Below are 17,570 nucleotides of genomic sequence, written 5' to 3' on the forward strand. Positions count from 1 at the left end.
AGGTGAAAAAACAAAGCGGCCGGGCTAAACCATTAACCAACCTAAATTAACAGCCGCTTTGCGAGTTTCAATCGGGTGGTTTCGGAATTTGGTCCACTGAATGGACTTTAAGGTTTGACATAGTTGCAGGGTTTATAAATTGGTTTACCAGAAAATTTTGGGCATAATGGGCATGGTACGAGCCTACCAGGTCGTTTCCGTAATTATTAATAAAATAAGACTTGTAGTCTATCCGTTAGTCAGATGGATAAACAACCAGTTCGATAGTAAAGGTTAAAATCAGATTCATAGCTCATTTGTTTAGAGCACAGGGTAGGGAATCTCAGAAAAGCATCCTATAAAAATAGCGATGAACTCATCCTGTACGCTAGGAAGCCTGTAGGAGGGCCATAGTGCATACAAGAGAGCCCATCGCTATCGGCGAAGATAGTGAATGGGCATCAACTCTTGCATCTTGCACTAAAGAAAGTTCCTACATTTTCCTAGCAAGATTCAAACCCAGATGCCTGGATAGTTATCTAAATATGTTATTTTTTTCCTCTGTAATTACATAAGTGTTCTAATTCAACAGCTAATGTCGGAATAAGGTTTCAATAAAACAAATTAAATGTATATGAATCGATAGACATGTTCAATTCATTCCTTAGAACATGGCTAAAGAAATAAAAATTTTCCCTGTTGAGCAATATATTATAGATCAGGTTAGGAAAATCAGAAAAGCTCTTGGAATTACTGCAGATCAATTATCAAAAGCAGTAAGTCTATCTGATAGTATTGGGCTAGTCGGCAATATTGAAAGTTCAGCAATGGCAGCAACCTATACTGATCACAATCTGAACATTATAGCAAAAGTATTTACCGAACAGGCAAAGAAGCTCAAAGGTAAAGGTGTAAAAAAGGATTATACGGTTTACGACTTTTATCCCAAAGTCCCTCTGAATGACACTCCTATCATTAAAACAAATGTTAAAGACGGTAGAGCTGAAGGTCCTACAAAATCACTTTATAAAGTCATTGGCACAGACTTCCTTGACGAGGCCAGAAGCGCAAGACAGATTACAGATTTTTCAAATGGACTTGACAATACGGACCGGAAGCCTTCGAGTTTTACATCACCACTTTTTCTTGCAACTGATAAAGGTGTCCTTGAACGTATAGAGTTAAAAGAAGGAAATGTATTGTACAGAAAACCAAAAAAGGATTAACTTAGCAGATATACTGATTCAAATTTACAATTTTGTTATATGACAGAAAAGGACCCTTTCGTTCCTGTATCATCTATTGAGTTTGATAAAGTTTACAGGGTAAGGGATAAACGCATCCTGTTAGGCATTAGTGATCGTGATCTTTCATTCCTTCTAGGATACAGGGCAACATATGTTCGTGATGTTGAAGACCCTGATGACACACTACGGTATACTCCAAAAGACACGAATTACTTACTTAGTATTTTTGACTGCAAACTGTCCGAAATTATGACTGATAAGATTCCGGAACCATTTTATCGGATCGATGTGGAGAAATTTACAAATGAAAATGGCATCGGCTATAAAATTTACAGGGAAATCGAATCAAAAGAACGCATTCTCTTACAATATCTTAGCCCGCTTATTAAAAAAAAACAAAAGGGATTACCTAATAATGAGATTAGCATTTATATCAGCAATTTGTTTATCGATGGCTTTTTTGATGAGCCTAAAACTGCTCTTGATGTATTCGCGCAATGCATCAAAAAATTTGGCGCGGAGGTAGCCTCCTATTTGGTCATAGATGCCATCGGAAAACATACAGGCAAAAGAAAGGCTCCCAGACTTCTTCAAAGAAAAAATCAAGCTGCAAGAACGGTTTATTTTAAAGAATTTTAATGCTCCTTTTTATTTGTAAAGGTAAATGAAGTTTTATCAGCAAGGCAGGAATTTGGTGATCAGCTAAAAAAATACAGAAATTCTGCAGGCGTATCTCAGGCAGGCCTTGCTAAGGCCATGATGAATCAACAGCTATATATCGGCAAAATTGAAAGAGGAGAAATTGGGATTGGAATTGATAAAATGAAAGAAATAAGCAGTTGCTTCGGGGTAAAATATTATGAATTCGCTAATCCTAATTTTCCGCTTATCCCAAGGCCATAATACCAGGGCGTTTTAACCACCTTTATTTCACGGATGGTTCAGGACGAATTTTAATATAAACAAGTCCTATCCCAAATATCACATGGATACATTTTTCATCGGCTTTTATGGTAAGCCTGAAAAACGTTAGAATCACAGCAATCATTAGCGCCATCAAGCTAATAAATGCTCCCAAAGGAAGATGGCTTGTTCCAAAACGTAAAAAAGAATCTGTGATCTGAATGGATATCAGTAAAAATAACCCTATCATTATCCATCCTGTCTGCGAGTTCTTACACTGTATAATCATATCACTAACGCTTACTAAATAGTTAACATATTTTATTTTCTTACAAAGAAAGCATTTATAACATCTCTAACTTACTACCCTAAAAGTTAAATTTATCCTTTCCTTCACTGGCTTTACAGATTTTGCAATGCGATGCTCCCAAAGTGCCTGTAAGTTACCTTTCATAATCAGGAGAGACCCGTTTTCAAGTTTCACGGAATACTTTAAACTGTGATCATCCTTATTGCGGATATCAAAATTTCTGACCTGTCCAAAACTTAACGACGCAATTGTCGGGTGGGTTCCCAAAGCTTTTTCTCCATCGCTATGCCAGGCCACAGAGTCATTTCCATCCCTGTAATAATTTAGCAGGACGCTGTTAAATTGTATTCCGGCAATACTTTCAACCTTCTCTCTGATCATCAGCAGTTCAGATGTCCATGGATTCGGCGCTGTTTTATTCAACGCCGTATAGTCAACTGTTTCAGGATCTGCATACCATGCGGTAAGCCTTGGCGTAACCACCTCCTTATCATACATCTTTACCACCTTTTGCTCCCAGGGTGATTCCCGGATAAACTTGCGGAGTAGTAACTCACTTTGGTCCGGGCTGAACAAGGCGGGCAGGTAATCCAGTAAGTCTTCTGGCAGTCCGGGTGTTTGCCCCCGCTCAGGAAAAAAGCTCAGTTGTTCCATTAAAATATATTTTTATACCGAAATATCTTCCTTGTCTATAAAGGATCCCAGTTCTTCTACGTAATCTGAAAGGGCCTCGTTATCCGAATGCCATTTGCCATTTACTTTTTTAATCACCCCTACTTCAAATCCATCCCAATGAATCAAATAATGGTTTGATAAACAGAGCATAGGGTATATTTTGATCTGACGGTATTCGCCCTGGATTTCACCAGTAAATTCATAATTTTCCATAGTATACTTGGTTAGCTATAGGATAACAATTTTCTTTCGGTTTTGATTTAACAGCCTGGAAATCTGTCAGTATCAGAGATGTTCGCTATAAATAACCGTAATATTTTTGGCCGTCATCTTCCCTTTCGAATTGAACTCAATTGTAAAAATATATCGTTTCACGTCGTTCTCTATCAACCATCTTCTTAAAGGTACCTGAATATGATCCAGAAATGTATTTACATAACTGCGGTAGTTACAGAAGATAAATTTCAGCATATAATCCTCGTGCAGTAGTTCCAGATTGAAATGCACACTGCCCTCCATATAATATACGAAGCGCGATTGCGGAGGTATATACTCAATTATTCTGGTATGCTGCACCCACTCATCCAGAATGGATATCAAACTTTTCTGCTGGTCACGTGTTAAATCCATAACTCAAAATTATACTAATATTTTTAGCAAAACAAAAAATGTTGAAAACTCTTTCGTCAGTGAAATCTCCCCTATTTATTAAATAAAAATCATGAATGTGACATGATTAAATAATTATTAAACACAGGAAATAATTATTTTAACCATTACAGGCTCCATTTAACAACTGAAAAAACAATAAATAAACAGATGAAACCTTTCAACTTTTGTTTGGTTATAAATATCGAAAACCAAGAATTAACACGTTAAATCAAGCAATGACAGAATCAGATACTATGAAAGAAGAAAATAAAATCACACGGCGCAAGGTTATAGGCGGAATAAGTGCCGGGCTGGCCGCAGTAGCAGTTTCACCGGCCTTTGCAATGAATGGAATTCCAAACTCGGCATCTTCAGCTGTATCAAAGCTGGAAGATCCCGTTGCAAAATATCCTAAACCGCCTTTTAACAGCCAATCACAAGCCTGGCCCGGTCTAGCCGGCAAAATGGATCCTCTTCCAGATCATGGCGAAAAGAGCTACAAAGGATCCGGTCGTTTAAAAGGTAGAAAAGCATTGATCACCGGTGGCGATTCAGGTATGGGACGTGCAGCGGCGATAGCCTACGCCCGTGAAGGCGCAGATGTAGCCATTAATTATCTTCCTGCTGAAGAAGCAGACGCACGTGATGTTATTGCGCTGATCAAGGCAGAAGGCAGAAAAGCAATTGCTATTCCCGGAGATCTCCGGGAAGAAGCATTTTGTCAGCGCCTGGTAGCCGAAGCTGTAAAAGGACTTGGGGGCTTAGATATCCTGGTTAGCAATGCCGGCCGGCAGCAGGCTAAGCCATCAATCCTGGATATTACAACTGAAGAATTCGATGCAACAATGAAAACCAACATCTATGCACCCTTTTGGATCATCAAAGCTGCGCTACCCCATTTACAACCGGGGTCTGCAATTATCGGCACAACATCGGAGCAGGCATATGATCCATCTCCCGACCTGTATGATTATGCGCAAACAAAGGCCGCTACAATGAATTTTGTGAAGTCTCTCGCCAAACAGCTCGGATCAAAGGGAATCCGGGTAAACGGTGTGGCACCCGGTCCAATCTGGACGCCCCTGCAGGTAAGCGGAGGCGCAAGCCAGGAGAAATTGGTAAAGTTTGGCGGCGCAACTCCTATGGGCCGGCCCGGGCAACCGGCAGAACTCGCTTCTATTTATGTTCAACTTGCTGCAAATGACGCAAGTTATACCACCGGACAGATATATGGCGCCGCCGGCGGCGGTGGACAACCTTAACTATCCGTTTTATCCTTCAGCCTGATTCCGGGACCAGGCTGAAGGATTTTACTGATAATGCGCTTCGTATCTAACTAACAAAAATATAAAGAAGATCAGGATTCATATGAACACATAAAATCACCTTCAGAGATTCATTGACGCGCAAAAAAGGGACTATAATACCGCCCTGTCAGAAATCAGAGATGGCAGAAAGCAAAGTCATTGGATGTGGTACATCTTTCCTCAAATTCAGGGTCTCGGCAGTACTGAAACCTCCAGCTTTTACGCAATTAAAGACCTGAAGGAGGCACAGGAATTCTTAACCCACCCAACTTTGGGAAACAGACTGATACATATTTCTGAAGAATTGCTCCGGTTAGAAAGTAACGATGCACATCAGATCTTCGGCAGCCCGGATGATCTGAAGTTAAAATCATCTATGACACTTTTTTCTTCAGCCCACGGGGCTGATCCGGTTTTTAACCTGGTCCTGAAAAAATTTTTCAATGCAAGCAGGGATGGTAAAACACTGAAAATTATTGATCCCGAGTAGACTCCTAATAATCTCCGCAATTCATACAAAAATCCCATTCCCCACAAAACATTAAACCACTTTGGAATGTTTACGTATAACTAATAATAATATTAGTATATTCCCATATCATAATACTATCAACCTGACAAAATTTAATGCCTTTGACTTCAAGCAATATAGTGTATTGACTAAAAGCATCTTGTCAGTCGTCAACCTAATATAACCAATAATGAAATCATATCCCATCATCCACCAGCTGCTGGAACTCGTTGAAGAATTTGAAAAAGAGCATAATCAAAAAGACCGGCTTACGCTTGAGCAATTTACAGGTTTCCTCAACAATAGGATCACCACTAAAAATACAATAGTCCATACGCCCGATGTCAGGCTCGGACAAAATGAGATTGAAACACAAAAACAAGCCTATCAGCTGGATAACAATATCGGCAGGCTTTTCGTATACATGAGTCGTTATGCAAAATCATATATCAAAAAAGCACTGGACGGAACGGCTTTACATACCGCTGAAGACTTTACCTGCCTGGCTATATTATTCACCCATGATGACATGTCTAAAACCGACCTGATCAACTTTAATCTGCAGGAGAAAACTTCGGGCACTGAGGTAATTAAAAGGCTCATCAACAATGGGCTGGTGAAACAATGGGATGACCAGCGTGATAAAAGAGGAAAAAGGGTTGCCATTACGCCTAAAGGGAAAGAGCTCTTACAGGTGGTATTTCAGGATATGAACCATGTGGGAAAAATGGTGACCGGCAATCTGACCTTTGAAGAGAAACTTACCCTGAAATATCTGTTGCAGAAACTGGACGACTTCCACTATCAGCTTCACCAGAATAAATCAATTTCCACCAAGGCAGACCTCCTCTCCTGGCCACGTAACAGCTAAACATATAACACACCTACTATGAAAGAATTGTTCGACCAGCTATCTGCTGAATGCAGCAAAATCACCACCAAGAGATACAGCACCAGCTTCTCACTGGGCATCTACTTTCTGCATAAAAAGCTCAGGGGCCCTATCTATGCCATTTACAGCTTTGTCCGTTTTGCTGATGAAATTGTGGACAGCTTCCATGATTATGATAAAAAATATCTGCTGGATAAATTTAAAAGAGATTGTTTCGAAGCCATCGAATCTGGCATCAGCCTTAACCCGGTACTCAACTCCTTTCAGAAAGTAGTCAATGAAAACAATATAGACCATGAAATGATCAACCTATTTTTAAAGAGTATGGAGATGGACCTTGAACCAGGAATTTACAGCAACGAAAAATACGAAAAGTATATCCTGGGATCTGCTGAAGTAGTAGGCCTGATGTGCCTCAGCGTGTTTACCGAAGGCGATAATACGCAGTATGAATATCTGAAGCCTTTCGCGATGAAACTGGGTTCAACATTTCAAAAAGTAAATTTTCTGAGAGATGTTAAGGCAGATTACCAAAACCTGAGCAGAAATTATTTCCCGGGTGTGGATCTGGGAAATTTTTCCGACAGCCAGAAACACCTGATCGAAGATGAGATCACCGAAGAATTTAAAATTGCCCTTGCAGGCATTAAACAGCTGCCTTTATCCTCCCGTAAAGGTGTTTATCTGAGTTATATCTACTACAAAGAGTTGTTCAATAAAATAAAACATTGTTCAGCCGATCAGATCATGACGCAAAGGATCAGGATCTCCAATCCTCATAAAATCGGGCTGATGCTGGACTCCATGATCAAACATAAAATAAATGCCTTATCCTGATATTTCAATCCAGACCGGAGCATGATCACTGGTCTTCTCCCATCCGCGTACATGACGGTCAACACCGGCAGCCAGCAGGCGGCCTTCCAGTTGGGGGCTTAGTAAGAAATGATCAATGCGCAAACCTGCATTACGTCCATAAGCATTGCGGAAATAATCCCAGAACGTATAAATCGTTTCGTCAGGATATAGTTTACGCAGCGCATCAGTCCATCCCTGCGCAACAAGATTCCTGAAAGCAGAACGGACCTCAGGACGAAAAAGCGCATCATCTACCCAACGTTCCGGTTTATAGACATCAAGCGCTGTTGGCATCACATTATAATCGCCGGTCAGGATCACCGGCCTGTCAAACGAAAGCAGTTCCGCCGCATGTGTGGTCAGCCGTTCAAACCAGCTCAGTTTATATTCCAGTTTAGGCCCCGGTGCAGGATTGCCATTTGGCAAATACAAACATCCGATCACTATACCATCTACAAAAGCCTCAATATAACGGCTGTGCAGGTCTTCGGGATCTCCGGCCAGTCCACGCCTCGTTTCCCGGATGTCTCCACTGCGTGATAAAATAGCAACCCCGTTCCAGCTCTTCTGTCCATGCCAGATCGCATGATAACCAGCATCTGATATTGCCTGCTCAGGAAACTTCTCTTGTGGTGCTTTCAGTTCCTGCAGGCAGACAACGTCCGGCTTGGTTTCTTCAAGCCAGCGGAGCAGTATAGGGAGCCGTCCGTTGACGCCATTTACATTGTAGGTTGCTATTTTCATCAGAATATATTGTTTTTAATGGTTATGAAGCTAGCATGAGCTTAAATCATTTAGGTATGTGATTTTAAAGATCATGATGGCTTCATAGTGACCTTCAATTCATCAGCAATCAGTTTAGATTCACCAGCTGCCTGTTTGCTTTCTCTATAAAGTTGAGCATCGGGTTTCCGGACTGGTTCTTTTTAGCCAGCCTCAGGGCATGCTGAAAAAAGCCCATTTTTTTTTATTTTCCTATGGTATTTTAACACGGGTGTAATGATAAATCATGGTTTTCTCCATCCCAATAATTTACCAAAGGCTTTGCGGCGTTACTCAGGTGATGTACAGTTAGGCTTTCCGGTTCATCTTCGAGGCGTTGTTTCAACTCCTCCCCCTTAAATTCGATATTGTGAGCTGAACCTTCGTCCTGATATTTAGGTTGCTACATATTGTGAGCGCTGTCTTCACTATTATTTCTAACTGGATTTTCCATTTTATATAAGTTTATTGAGCGTACCACAATTGCCCTGCCGGTTTATCCGGCTATCGTATTTCATTAACAGGACGCACAGCTCATTTCTTTTTATCTGCTGTTTTTTTCGGAACACAATTGGGTACTTTTTTACCATTCTTGGTTTTCATTCCTACCTGCTCATAATTTTTCCAGCAGGGGTCTTTATCATCTTTTTTATCAGCCATGGCGTAAATATAATTAGGTTAGCGTTAGGATTCAGCAGGTAATTGTCTGGATTTCGGCCCTTTCTGTTTAACAGTCGTTTTTGTTAAATCTACCGCTTCTTCGGGTGTGCCGGTCAGCTGGTCCGCGGTCTTCTTTGTCTGTGCACGAAAATCATCTACCAGATGGTCCTCAATTTCAACTTCACTATAATCAGCGAGGGAAGCCCCTATTACGCCTTTAATTGCACCGGCAAGGTTCTCCCTTGTCTCTCTTCCGCTTTTCGGTGCAAAAAGAGCACCTATGACTGCGCCAACGGCCATGCCCGTAAGCAAGGCTACACTAGTCATTATTGAATACCTGTTTCTGAACTTCATAATCGTATGGTTTTCAGGATTAACATATTCAGCAGGAAAGGGTTTCAATTTTGTTGATTTAATACCTGGAAATGCCCCCGATAGGCAAATTAGAGATAGAGGTTGTGTAAAAAATTAAACAATAAAACCTTACCGGAGTTACGATCTCCAGATACAATAGCCAATTCGACCTCTAAACATTGATACTTAACCGGTAAAGAATGATAAATAGATACAACATCAAAAATATAGACGACCTCAAATCAACACAGTCTCTATTGAAAAGCCAATATATCCGCCAGGGCCACCTGATCAAAAAAGATTTTGGTTTATATATCAGGAGCTTTAGTTTCAGCAGCGTCTTTTTACGCAAACACCCCGCCCGAAAATTGTCAGGGATAGCAAAATCAGCGTTGCCGGCAAATGTTGTCTCGTCCCTGATACCCGTTTTATTAAATAAAACCATATTTAGAAATTCCGGCTGGCTGAAAAAACTGGCAGTTTATGCTGCAGCAAAAGTAATTGGAAACAAGATAAAATAACCTGCTTTTAGAAAGGTGATCCTCAGCGGCAGGGAAATAACTGCCCGGATACAATATACATCAGCATAAGTTTCAAAAAAATATATATTTTAGAATAAAATATAATTCATACTGAAACTTAATACAGGTGCAGGATACAGGCACAGTTGCTGAAATAGCTGAATTGGTGGTTTTTAATGAAAGGACGGACAAATAAGATGTCTGATTTCCCCGCATCCCTGATCCGACAGGCACAGCAGTAAACAATCAGATATCCTGCAAAAGTAGCCAGAGCATTGCCAAAAGCCTTAGCTGATCTATATCGCGGCCTACTTATGCAAAGCTGAAACAATTTTCAAATGGGATTTTAACATCGGCAGATAACGTTTCGCATAGGCTTTTACTTCCGGGTCATTGGACCCCTCCCCTTCTTCAAATAAACCTACTGCCTGTTCATGGTTTTTGATCATCATCTGGATATATATAGACTCCAACTCCTCGCCTTTAACAGCTGAAAGCTGTTTGATCTTGTCACTGCTGTCCCTGTTTGTTGCAGTTGAATCCAGCGATACATTCTTAGTATCCGCTAATGTTTTCAGATCTGCATCTGCCTTTATATGATCACTCAGCACCAGGGCCGCAAAAGTTTTCACATAAGTATTCTGTGCATTCTGCTGCACAATTTTGCTGGTTTCAACTGCCACATAACTGGTCAGGGATGCCAGGGTAATAAACTGAATGGTTTTATTTGTCGAAGCATCTACCTTTTTTGAAAGTGAGTCCTTACTATTGCTGGAGTTATTTGCAATTGATCCGGAAACCGTTGCAGGGTTGGCGCCAGTGCTGGTTCCGCCATCCGCACTACGGCCGGCAGAAACATTTGATGCACTTCCGAAACCAGGGGTTCCGGTACCCGAAGGGCCTGTGGCCGACCGCGACGCAGAACAGGAAACAATCGTATAGGATGCGCCGATAAGCAGAGCACCGATGATTACTTTTTTCATAGAATGGATATAATAATAAATTTTTAATAACAGGTTACTCTAAACTGATTTTGTTAACGATAGGACTGTTACCCAGATGATTGTCAATATATACGCCCAGTTCGTCAATCATCTGCTCTGCATTGGCAACTTCTGTAGCTCCAGACTGGTACCAGCCAATATCTCCCTTTTTCATTTCCAGTTTCAGATCCATAGTGCCCAGGGTGTTATCAAAAAAGAAAGTCTCATGATCTGTTGTGGTGATTGGCCCTCTGGCAATTTCCCCATCCGGCAGTGTAGTTTGCGCTTCTGTGATATATATTGATTCCATAGTTTGTTAACAAACAACAGGAGTCAATGTTTTTGTACAGGCCCTACTTCGTCATGCCCAAAATACATTAAGGCATCTGTATGTGTTCATAGGCGACTACCAGCGGGCATAAAAACAGGCAGTTTTATTCTTAGTTCTTTAGCACTTGCGTAGGTGAAAAACCCTTGCTGATAGAAAAATCAAGATTGTGCTGAAAATTAGTCAGGTAGTCCGGGCCATTAAGGGCATTAAAGTTCATTTTCATCAAATCATCGGGGTTGAATTTTACAGAGAGCACTACTTTACTTTCGGCAAGCCCGGTTGCGGTATTCCACAGGTTTGAATATACATTTACATATACAAATTTGACGGGTAATAAGGCAAAAGTCTCTCTGCCAACTCTTAAGACACTCCCGCAGAGATGATGATGACAAAGTTCATGAAATTCAGGCATGGACATTTCACTATGTGTTACCTTACCCGAAGTGGCCTCACAAACAATATAGTCAGGAACAATTTCTGTTGAATTCACATGCAGGTTAACAACAATATGTTCGCTGAAGGTTTCATATTGAAGTATGGAACCAAACTGGCTGATCTGGTGAAATGGATCAAAGAATTCAATGGCATCCTTATAGGCAGCGGGGTCTGCCTCTCTGATCCCTTTTATAATGAGCTGAATGGTTTTCCAGTCCTGACGATTATTCTTAAATTCCCTGAGCGTCGCGTTATAAATCATGTCGTCATTACGTTTTGCCTGCTCGGCTTTTCTCAAAAGTTCTTTCTTCTTTTTTTTACTTTGCCCAAGCATTTTATCCAAAACTGTAGGCCGGTAGTCCCTGTATTCCTGTTCAGCTCTACCCTGATTTAAAGACTGCCGCAGAGGAAGTTTTGGCTCAGGTTCGTTCACAAGTTGATCCCAGTTCAAGGTTTCACTACTTTCTTTATGAATTGATAACAAGGATTTAATATATTGATTATAATAACTCACAGCGTCCAGGCTGCCTTTCTTTATTTTCTGTTTTAAATCCTGATGAAAAGCAATTCTGCCCTTACCAGTTGTATGAATTTCACGGTCTGCTTTCTTACCGGCATTTGCAGTTCGCGAAAAATGATTTGCTGTTGCCATTTGACTAATAGTGTTTTGAATAATAAAAATTCTTCTAAATAAGAATAGACCTGCTACAAATTGATAATTACTACATCACCTATAGCCTGTAAAGCCGTAAAATAGGATGATTTAACTAGTCCTTATTTCCATATTAAAAGGATTTTGCAAATAAACAATAGATTAAATTGACTCTTCTGATATTTATCTTGCCCGCAATATCAAAACAATAATTTGTTTTGACAAATTAGAAATCCTCATCAATCCCGACCTTATCATACCGCAATAATACTTTTCAATAATAATAGAAATTACGTTAGTTGTAATGACTTTATAATTAAATTTTTACCATTAAAATAAAATACAATCTCCTATAAATCAGCTTGCCAGCTATAATTTATTACGTGAAATGTATTTATATATATGTCAAATGATATTTCATACAGGTAAACGAATGATTTGACGCATTAAATTAGGGGTTAATTACAAAAAGTAAAATATTTCATCTCTCAACAGTGCAACTATTGTTAGTTATGTAATTATTGAGGTTTATAGAAATAAATTATAAACAAATTAAGGGATAGAGGTTAAGTATTGCTAATAATACTGGTCAGCCCGCCATCCTTAGTCAGCGGAGATGTTCAGAAAAATTCTTCTATATAAGCCAGAGTAAACAAATGGGGAACAGCTCAAGGCTGGCCGGAACAATGCTTTTTAAACCGCAGGTTATTGACGGGGCCAGTGGAGAAGATACCCGTAAAAACTGGGAGCCCCGGTCGGAATGCCCATAAGAAAATGTGTAGCAGATACCTGCTTTATCAATAGCATGCTATACCTTTACAGGATCAATAATAAATGAAAATCATTGTAACAATTGGTGATAAATACCCTGATGTCTACAATAACAATATACGTTTTACGTTGCCATTAAGACGTTATTGATCAAATTACTGAGTTATTAAATGAATAATCAATACCAGATTTTTACCGACAAAGAGTTGATCGAAATCCTTTCCCTGTCACCTGCCGCTACTGCTGTATACAGCACCGAAGAAATCATTATCCAGACTGCGAATAATGCAATGCTCAATTTCTGGGGTAAAAACAAAGATGTAATTGGCAAGCCACTTGAAGTAGCAGTTCCCGAACTGCAAGGACAACAGTTTATTGAGCTGCTGAAAAATGTCTGGAATACCGGAATTACCTATCAGGCCTTTGATACAGCTACGCAACTGCCTGCTGAAGGAAATATTCAGACGTTTTATTATGATTTCACCTGCCGCGCGCTTAAAAATGAAGCCGGTGCAGTGTACTGCATTTTACATACCGCAACAGACGTAACTGAACGTAATCAGCACCGCCAGGCAATGGCAAGAGCACGGGAACTAACGGGAGCCCTGGAAAATGAACAGGCCCTGAATGAGGAGCTGATGGCCGCCAATGAAGAGTTATTTGCCACGAATGAAGAGATGCACAATATGCAGCAGAGTTTGTCAGAGCTGAATGATGAACTGGAAAAACGAGTAGCAGCGCGGGTTAAAGATCTCACCGAAAGCAAAAAACTACTGAATGAAATTTTACACCAGCTACCGGCTCCGGTAGCTGTGCTAAGCGGTGCAAACCAGGTAATAGAACTCACCAACGCCTCCATATTGTCCTTCTGGAATAAAACCAGGGAAGAAGTGACCGGGCGGCCAATGCTGGAGGTGTTTCCAGAACTTCAATACCAGCCCTTTCCCGGACAGTGGAAACAGGTACTGGAAACAGGTAATCCCATCGCAAACCGCGAAAAACCAGTGGTATTCAACAAAGAAGAGGGCCCGCGTCAGTATTATGTGGACTATTATTATCAGCCCCTGACAGACTATAACGGCCACAGAACATCAATTATGGCCACGGTAATTGACGTAACCGATAAAGTGGAATCACGCCAGCAGCTGGAAGAAAACCAGATTAAACTGCTGGACCTCAATGATGAGCTTTCCACTATGAATGAGGAGATGGCCGCTACAAACGAAGAACTGATCACCACCAATGAAGAACTCGCCGGGACAAGAGAGGACCTGTTAAAAACAGTGAGAGAAGTTGAAAAAAGTGAAGCCAGGTTCCGCTTCCTTGTACAACAGGCGCCGACAGCGATCTGCATTTTAAATGGCCCGGAGCTAATCATTGAATCGGTAAATGATATGATGCTGACTATATTGGGCAAGTCGCCGGAAATCACCGGCAAAAAATATGCAGAGGTTCTGCCTGAATTTAAAACCCAGCCCTACCTGCAATTGCTCAACGAAGTTTTTGCTACAGGAAAGCCCTATTTCGGCAATGAAGAACCTACTACATTTGAACAGAACGGATACTTACGTATAGGCTATTATAATTTTATCTTCCAACCTGTGCAAAATGAACAGGGCCTGACCACAACGATCATGATCGTAGCAACGGATGTAACGGAACAGGTAATTTCCAGAAAGCAATTACAGCGTGCCGAAGGCATGTTGCGGCTCTCCATCGAAGCCGCAAATGTGGGCACCTGGTTTCTGAATAACAAAACAAGAGAATTTTTTGTATCCGCACAGCTGAAAGAATTATTTGGCTATCAGGCCGGTGATGAGATTAGCTATATGGACGCAATTGCTCATATTCCTGAGTCACACCGGAGTGATGTACTCAAAGCAATGGGATCCGCTACCGTTAGTGACACCCATTATAATATTGAATTTCCGATTATAGCCAATGGCGACGGAAATTTACGGTGGGTAAAGGCATTAGGGAAAATTGAGACAGAAAACGGCGGCGCAATGAGTCATTTCTCGGGAGTAATCATGGATATTACGGAACAAAAGGAAGATGAACTGCGTAAGAATGACTTTATCGGCATGGTAAGCCACGAACTGAAAACGCCTTTAACCTCGTTGAACGGTTATACACAGATACTGCAGCAAAAAGCATTGAAGACAGGCGACCGGTTTACGATCAGCGCATTGGAAAAAGTAACCAGCCAGATAAAAAAAATGACCTCGCTGATCAACGGGTTTTTAAATATTTCGCGTTTAGAATCGGGTAAAATCCATTTACAGAAAGAATATTTTTATCTCGATGAACTGGTTAATGAACTGATAGAGGAAACCAGACTTACCTCATCCAGCCATCAGATCTCCCCCTCTGTATCTGAGCATGTCAGGATTTATGCAGACCGGGATAAGATTGGCTCTGTGATCTCTAACCTGCTGAGCAATGCAGTTAAATACTCGCCCCAGGCAAAAGATATCGAAGTGTTTTGTGAACTGAAAAACGGGCAGGTCCGGTTCAGTGTGAAAGATCATGGTATGGGTATCAAACCACACGATCTGGAGAAACTATTTGACCGCTTTTACCGCGTTGAAGGGAGTGAGAACCAGCACATCTCCGGCTTTGGTATAGGCCTCTATCTGAGCGCTGAGATTATTGAACGCCACGATGGTAACATCGCAGTGACCAGTGAGATAGGAAAAGGCTCTACATTTTATTTTAACCTGCCGGTTACTGAAAATGAATAAGACAAATAGCAGGATATATACTATAGTGTAATTACACCTTTTTTATTCTTCTGTCAATGACTATTATTGCTGACAGATGAGCAAAAGCCGGCATACACTCCTGGTCATACTTACTTTAGGAATTTTAACAGCAATAGGGTCTATTTCCATAGACATGTATTTGCCTGCTTTTCCAATAATGGCAGGCTATTTTGGCGTACCCATCGTACGTATTGAAAGTACAGTCACTTTATTCCTTTTCGGAATGGCATTTGGACAATTGTTTATCGGTCCCTTATCAGATGTATGGGGAAGAAAATTGCCGCTGAGAGCAGGGATGATTACGTACGTAATTTGCAGCATCTGCTGTATGCTTACACATTCATTTTTCATCTTCCTGATCCTTAGGTTCATACAAGGCCTTGCAGGAAGTGCCTGCCAGGTGATATCGCGCGCGCTTGTCAATGATATATATACGGGTAATAACGCCGCCCGCATCTTTTCCATCCTGCAGATCTTAATGGGCATATCCCCTATTCTTGCACCAATGATCGGGGGCATGCTGGCGGATGCTTCTAACTGGAAGTACCTGTTTTTGATCATGGCCGTAATTTCCGGCACCGGCTTACTGGGATGCCTGATGATTTTACCGGAAGGTAAACCAGCCCGGGTCGAAAAACGTTTCAATTTCCCTTCCGTATGGCAGGCCTATGGCTATTCTATAAAAAGCCCGGCCTTTATAAATTATGCGCTGGTCAGAGCAGTCAGCAATAGTGCCGCATTCTCCTTTGTTACCGGTTCTCCTTTTGTGCTGATCGGGATTTACGGGCTGAGCAAGCCTGAATTCGGATTCGTATTTTCCGGTACGGCCATCGGAATTGTATGTGTTGGAATATTGAATACCAAGATGTTAAAACGTTTTGAATTAAGGAATATCATCCGGCTGGCCAGTATCATTCAGTTTATCTCCGCCTCTGTAATAATTCTGGCTATATATTATAATGCCCCTCTATCAATACTGCTGATATTTATCTTTATATTTTTGTCTATGCTCGGTTTTATTTTACCAAATGCTACAGCTTTGTATCTGAAAGAAACATCTGCGGTCAGTGGTGCAGCCTCAGCACTGGTTGGATCTATGAGTTATCTGTCCGCCTTCCTGATCACATCCCTGCTGAGCGTGTTGCACAATAACACCGCATATCCGGTGTTTCTTGTGATGTGGGGCTGTGTTGCAATTGCGTTGGTATGTTTGCACTATCGCAGATAACGACAGAGAGTTGCCGGAATTGAGTAAGTAAACATGCCGGAACAGACGGGGCATACTACTTTTGGACGAGTTTTTGACATATAAATATCGGATGACACCTGGATAATCGCTTTCATACCAGATCTGAATTCAAACCATTTTAAAATGAGAAACATAAGATTACTTCTTATGATAATTTGATGTTTAAAAATTATGATTAATTCAACAAAAAGCCTATTTTTATTGGACATTTGCCTGAGGAATCATAATTATAACTTTTAGGAATACATGAACGAATTTGACGGATTACCGGAAACTATCGAAATACTGCTGTCTGGCAATGATGCAATCAGGTTTACAGGTCCTTTAAACAGACAGGCAACTGATGAGGAGATAGAGGAACTTGCCCTCTTTTTTGCCACAGATTACATCAGCAGCAACATTGAGGTCTTAGGCGAATCATTTGACGAAATAACATATATCACCGCAGTCGACAAAGAAAAGCAGCTCTTGATAAAAGAATTGTATGGAACAATTTCTGTGATGGATTTGGTAAATCTGGATTTGCAGATCTTCCATGTATATGGCTTCATGATCAGCAAAGCAAAAAAAACAGATAAAATACAATTGTCAGACGGCTTTTCCAGAATAATGAAACGCAACGGTATACTAAAGGAACTGAACGACGATGATTTTTGGTATATTTAGTAAACCTCAAACATCTGATCGTCGATGAGTGATGATGCCAGTTGTATATTGAATGCAGGATTCACCCTTAAAATTGAAACTTATGGAA

Annotated in this window: 18 protein-coding genes and 2 pseudogenes; 11 read left to right on the plus strand and 9 right to left on the minus strand. The window is 40.8% G+C overall.

What is annotated here, in order from left to right:
- The first annotated feature begins 650 nt into the window (after positions 1–650).
- The 3 genes and pseudogenes from BLW16_RS15615 to BLW16_RS24050 all read left to right on the plus strand — a co-directional run.
- Positions 651–1,205, plus strand: coding sequence for a hypothetical protein (locus tag BLW16_RS15615; protein WP_090558316.1), 555 nt, complete (start codon positions 651–653; stop codon positions 1,203–1,205).
- Positions 1,206–1,244: 39 nt separating this feature from the next.
- The gene (locus BLW16_RS15620) at positions 1,245–1,865 is read left to right on the plus strand and encodes a hypothetical protein (protein WP_090558318.1); all 621 of its coding nucleotides are present in this window, start codon (positions 1,245–1,247) and stop codon (positions 1,863–1,865) included.
- A gap of 75 nt (positions 1,866–1,940) precedes the next feature.
- Positions 1,941–2,129, plus strand: a pseudogene (locus tag BLW16_RS24050) (helix-turn-helix domain-containing protein); the annotation flags it as partial.
- Positions 2,130–2,484: 355 nt separating this feature from the next.
- On the opposite strand, the gene BLW16_RS15635 reads toward BLW16_RS24050, so the two are convergent.
- The 3 genes from BLW16_RS15635 to BLW16_RS15645 all read right to left on the minus strand — a co-directional run bounded on the left by BLW16_RS15635 (position 2,485) and on the right by BLW16_RS15645 (position 3,744).
- Entirely contained in the window at positions 2,485–3,093 is a 609-nt protein-coding gene (locus BLW16_RS15635) for an alpha-ketoglutarate-dependent dioxygenase AlkB family protein (RefSeq protein WP_090558322.1), read from the minus strand.
- A gap of 12 nt (positions 3,094–3,105) precedes the next feature.
- Positions 3,106–3,327, minus strand: coding sequence for a hypothetical protein (locus tag BLW16_RS15640; protein ID WP_090558324.1), 222 nt, complete (start codon positions 3,325–3,327; stop codon positions 3,106–3,108).
- Between the two features lie 72 nt (positions 3,328–3,399).
- On the minus strand, positions 3,400–3,744 hold the full coding sequence (locus BLW16_RS15645) for a hypothetical protein (protein WP_090558325.1): 345 nt from the start codon (positions 3,742–3,744) through the stop codon (positions 3,400–3,402).
- Positions 3,745–4,019: 275 nt separating this feature from the next.
- Here BLW16_RS15645 and BLW16_RS15650 point away from each other — a divergent pair, with 275 nt between their 5' ends.
- The 4 genes and pseudogenes from BLW16_RS15650 to BLW16_RS15665 all read left to right on the plus strand — a co-directional run bounded on the left by BLW16_RS15650 (position 4,020) and on the right by BLW16_RS15665 (position 7,312).
- Positions 4,020–5,027, plus strand: coding sequence for an SDR family oxidoreductase (locus BLW16_RS15650; RefSeq protein WP_090558597.1), 1,008 nt, complete (start codon positions 4,020–4,022; stop codon positions 5,025–5,027).
- A gap of 133 nt (positions 5,028–5,160) precedes the next feature.
- Positions 5,161–5,562: pseudogene (locus tag BLW16_RS15655) on the plus strand (DUF1810 domain-containing protein); the annotation flags it as partial.
- Between the two features lie 211 nt (positions 5,563–5,773).
- Positions 5,774–6,454, plus strand: coding sequence for a MarR family winged helix-turn-helix transcriptional regulator (locus BLW16_RS15660; RefSeq protein WP_090558329.1), 681 nt, complete (start codon positions 5,774–5,776; stop codon positions 6,452–6,454).
- An 18-nt stretch (positions 6,455–6,472) separates the two neighbouring features.
- Positions 6,473–7,312, plus strand: coding sequence for a phytoene/squalene synthase family protein (locus tag BLW16_RS15665; RefSeq protein ID WP_090558331.1), 840 nt, complete (start codon positions 6,473–6,475; stop codon positions 7,310–7,312).
- On the opposite strand, the gene xth is transcribed toward BLW16_RS15665, so the two are convergent.
- From xth to BLW16_RS15675, 3 genes are all read right to left on the minus strand, one after another.
- Positions 7,304–8,077, minus strand: coding sequence for an exodeoxyribonuclease III (gene xth, locus BLW16_RS15670; RefSeq protein ID WP_090558333.1), 774 nt, complete (start codon positions 8,075–8,077; stop codon positions 7,304–7,306). The two genes, BLW16_RS15665 and xth, sit on opposite strands and share 9 nt — an antisense overlap.
- Positions 8,078–8,629: 552 nt before the next feature.
- Positions 8,630–8,755, minus strand: a complete 126-nt coding sequence (locus BLW16_RS23885) for a hypothetical protein (protein ID WP_262497160.1) — start codon at positions 8,753–8,755, stop codon at positions 8,630–8,632.
- Positions 8,756–8,779: 24 nt separating this feature from the next.
- Complete coding sequence (locus BLW16_RS15675; RefSeq protein ID WP_139298335.1) at positions 8,780–9,109, minus strand: YtxH domain-containing protein; 330 nt, start codon at positions 9,107–9,109, stop codon at positions 8,780–8,782.
- A gap of 200 nt (positions 9,110–9,309) precedes the next feature.
- Between BLW16_RS15675 and BLW16_RS15680 the strand changes: the two genes are divergently transcribed.
- A complete protein-coding gene (locus BLW16_RS15680; protein WP_090558337.1) occupies positions 9,310–9,630 on the plus strand; it encodes a hypothetical protein in 321 nt (106 codons plus the stop codon).
- Positions 9,631–9,938: 308 nt separating this feature from the next.
- Here BLW16_RS15680 and BLW16_RS15685 read toward each other — a convergent pair whose 3' ends face one another.
- The 3 genes from BLW16_RS15685 to BLW16_RS15695 form a co-directional block, all read right to left on the minus strand.
- On the minus strand, positions 9,939–10,613 hold the full coding sequence (locus BLW16_RS15685) for a DUF4142 domain-containing protein (RefSeq protein WP_090558339.1): 675 nt from the start codon (positions 10,611–10,613) through the stop codon (positions 9,939–9,941).
- A gap of 34 nt (positions 10,614–10,647) precedes the next feature.
- On the minus strand, positions 10,648–10,923 hold the full coding sequence (locus tag BLW16_RS15690) for a hypothetical protein (protein WP_090558341.1): 276 nt from the start codon (positions 10,921–10,923) through the stop codon (positions 10,648–10,650).
- A 130-nt stretch (positions 10,924–11,053) separates the two neighbouring features.
- Positions 11,054–12,031: a hypothetical protein gene (locus BLW16_RS15695; RefSeq protein WP_090558343.1), complete on the minus strand. Its 978-nt coding sequence runs from the start codon at positions 12,029–12,031 to the stop codon at positions 11,054–11,056.
- A gap of 941 nt (positions 12,032–12,972) precedes the next feature.
- Between BLW16_RS15695 and BLW16_RS15700 the strand changes: the two genes are divergently transcribed.
- The 3 genes from BLW16_RS15700 to BLW16_RS15710 all read left to right on the plus strand — a co-directional run bounded on the left by BLW16_RS15700 (position 12,973) and on the right by BLW16_RS15710 (position 17,482).
- Positions 12,973–15,546 (plus strand): PAS domain-containing protein, encoded by a 2,574-nt coding sequence (locus tag BLW16_RS15700; RefSeq protein WP_090558345.1) that lies wholly within the window; start codon positions 12,973–12,975, stop codon positions 15,544–15,546.
- A gap of 76 nt (positions 15,547–15,622) precedes the next feature.
- On the plus strand, positions 15,623–16,795 hold the full coding sequence (locus BLW16_RS15705; RefSeq protein ID WP_090558348.1) for a multidrug effflux MFS transporter: 1,173 nt from the start codon (positions 15,623–15,625) through the stop codon (positions 16,793–16,795).
- A 267-nt stretch (positions 16,796–17,062) separates the two neighbouring features.
- Positions 17,063–17,482, plus strand: a complete 420-nt coding sequence (locus tag BLW16_RS15710; protein WP_090558350.1) for a hypothetical protein — start codon at positions 17,063–17,065, stop codon at positions 17,480–17,482.
- The last annotated feature ends 88 nt before the right edge of the window (positions 17,483–17,570 follow it).

This window comes from Pedobacter hartonius, assembly GCF_900107535.1.
In the GTDB taxonomy this organism is placed as follows: Bacteria; Bacteroidota; Bacteroidia; order Sphingobacteriales; family Sphingobacteriaceae; genus Pedobacter; species Pedobacter hartonius.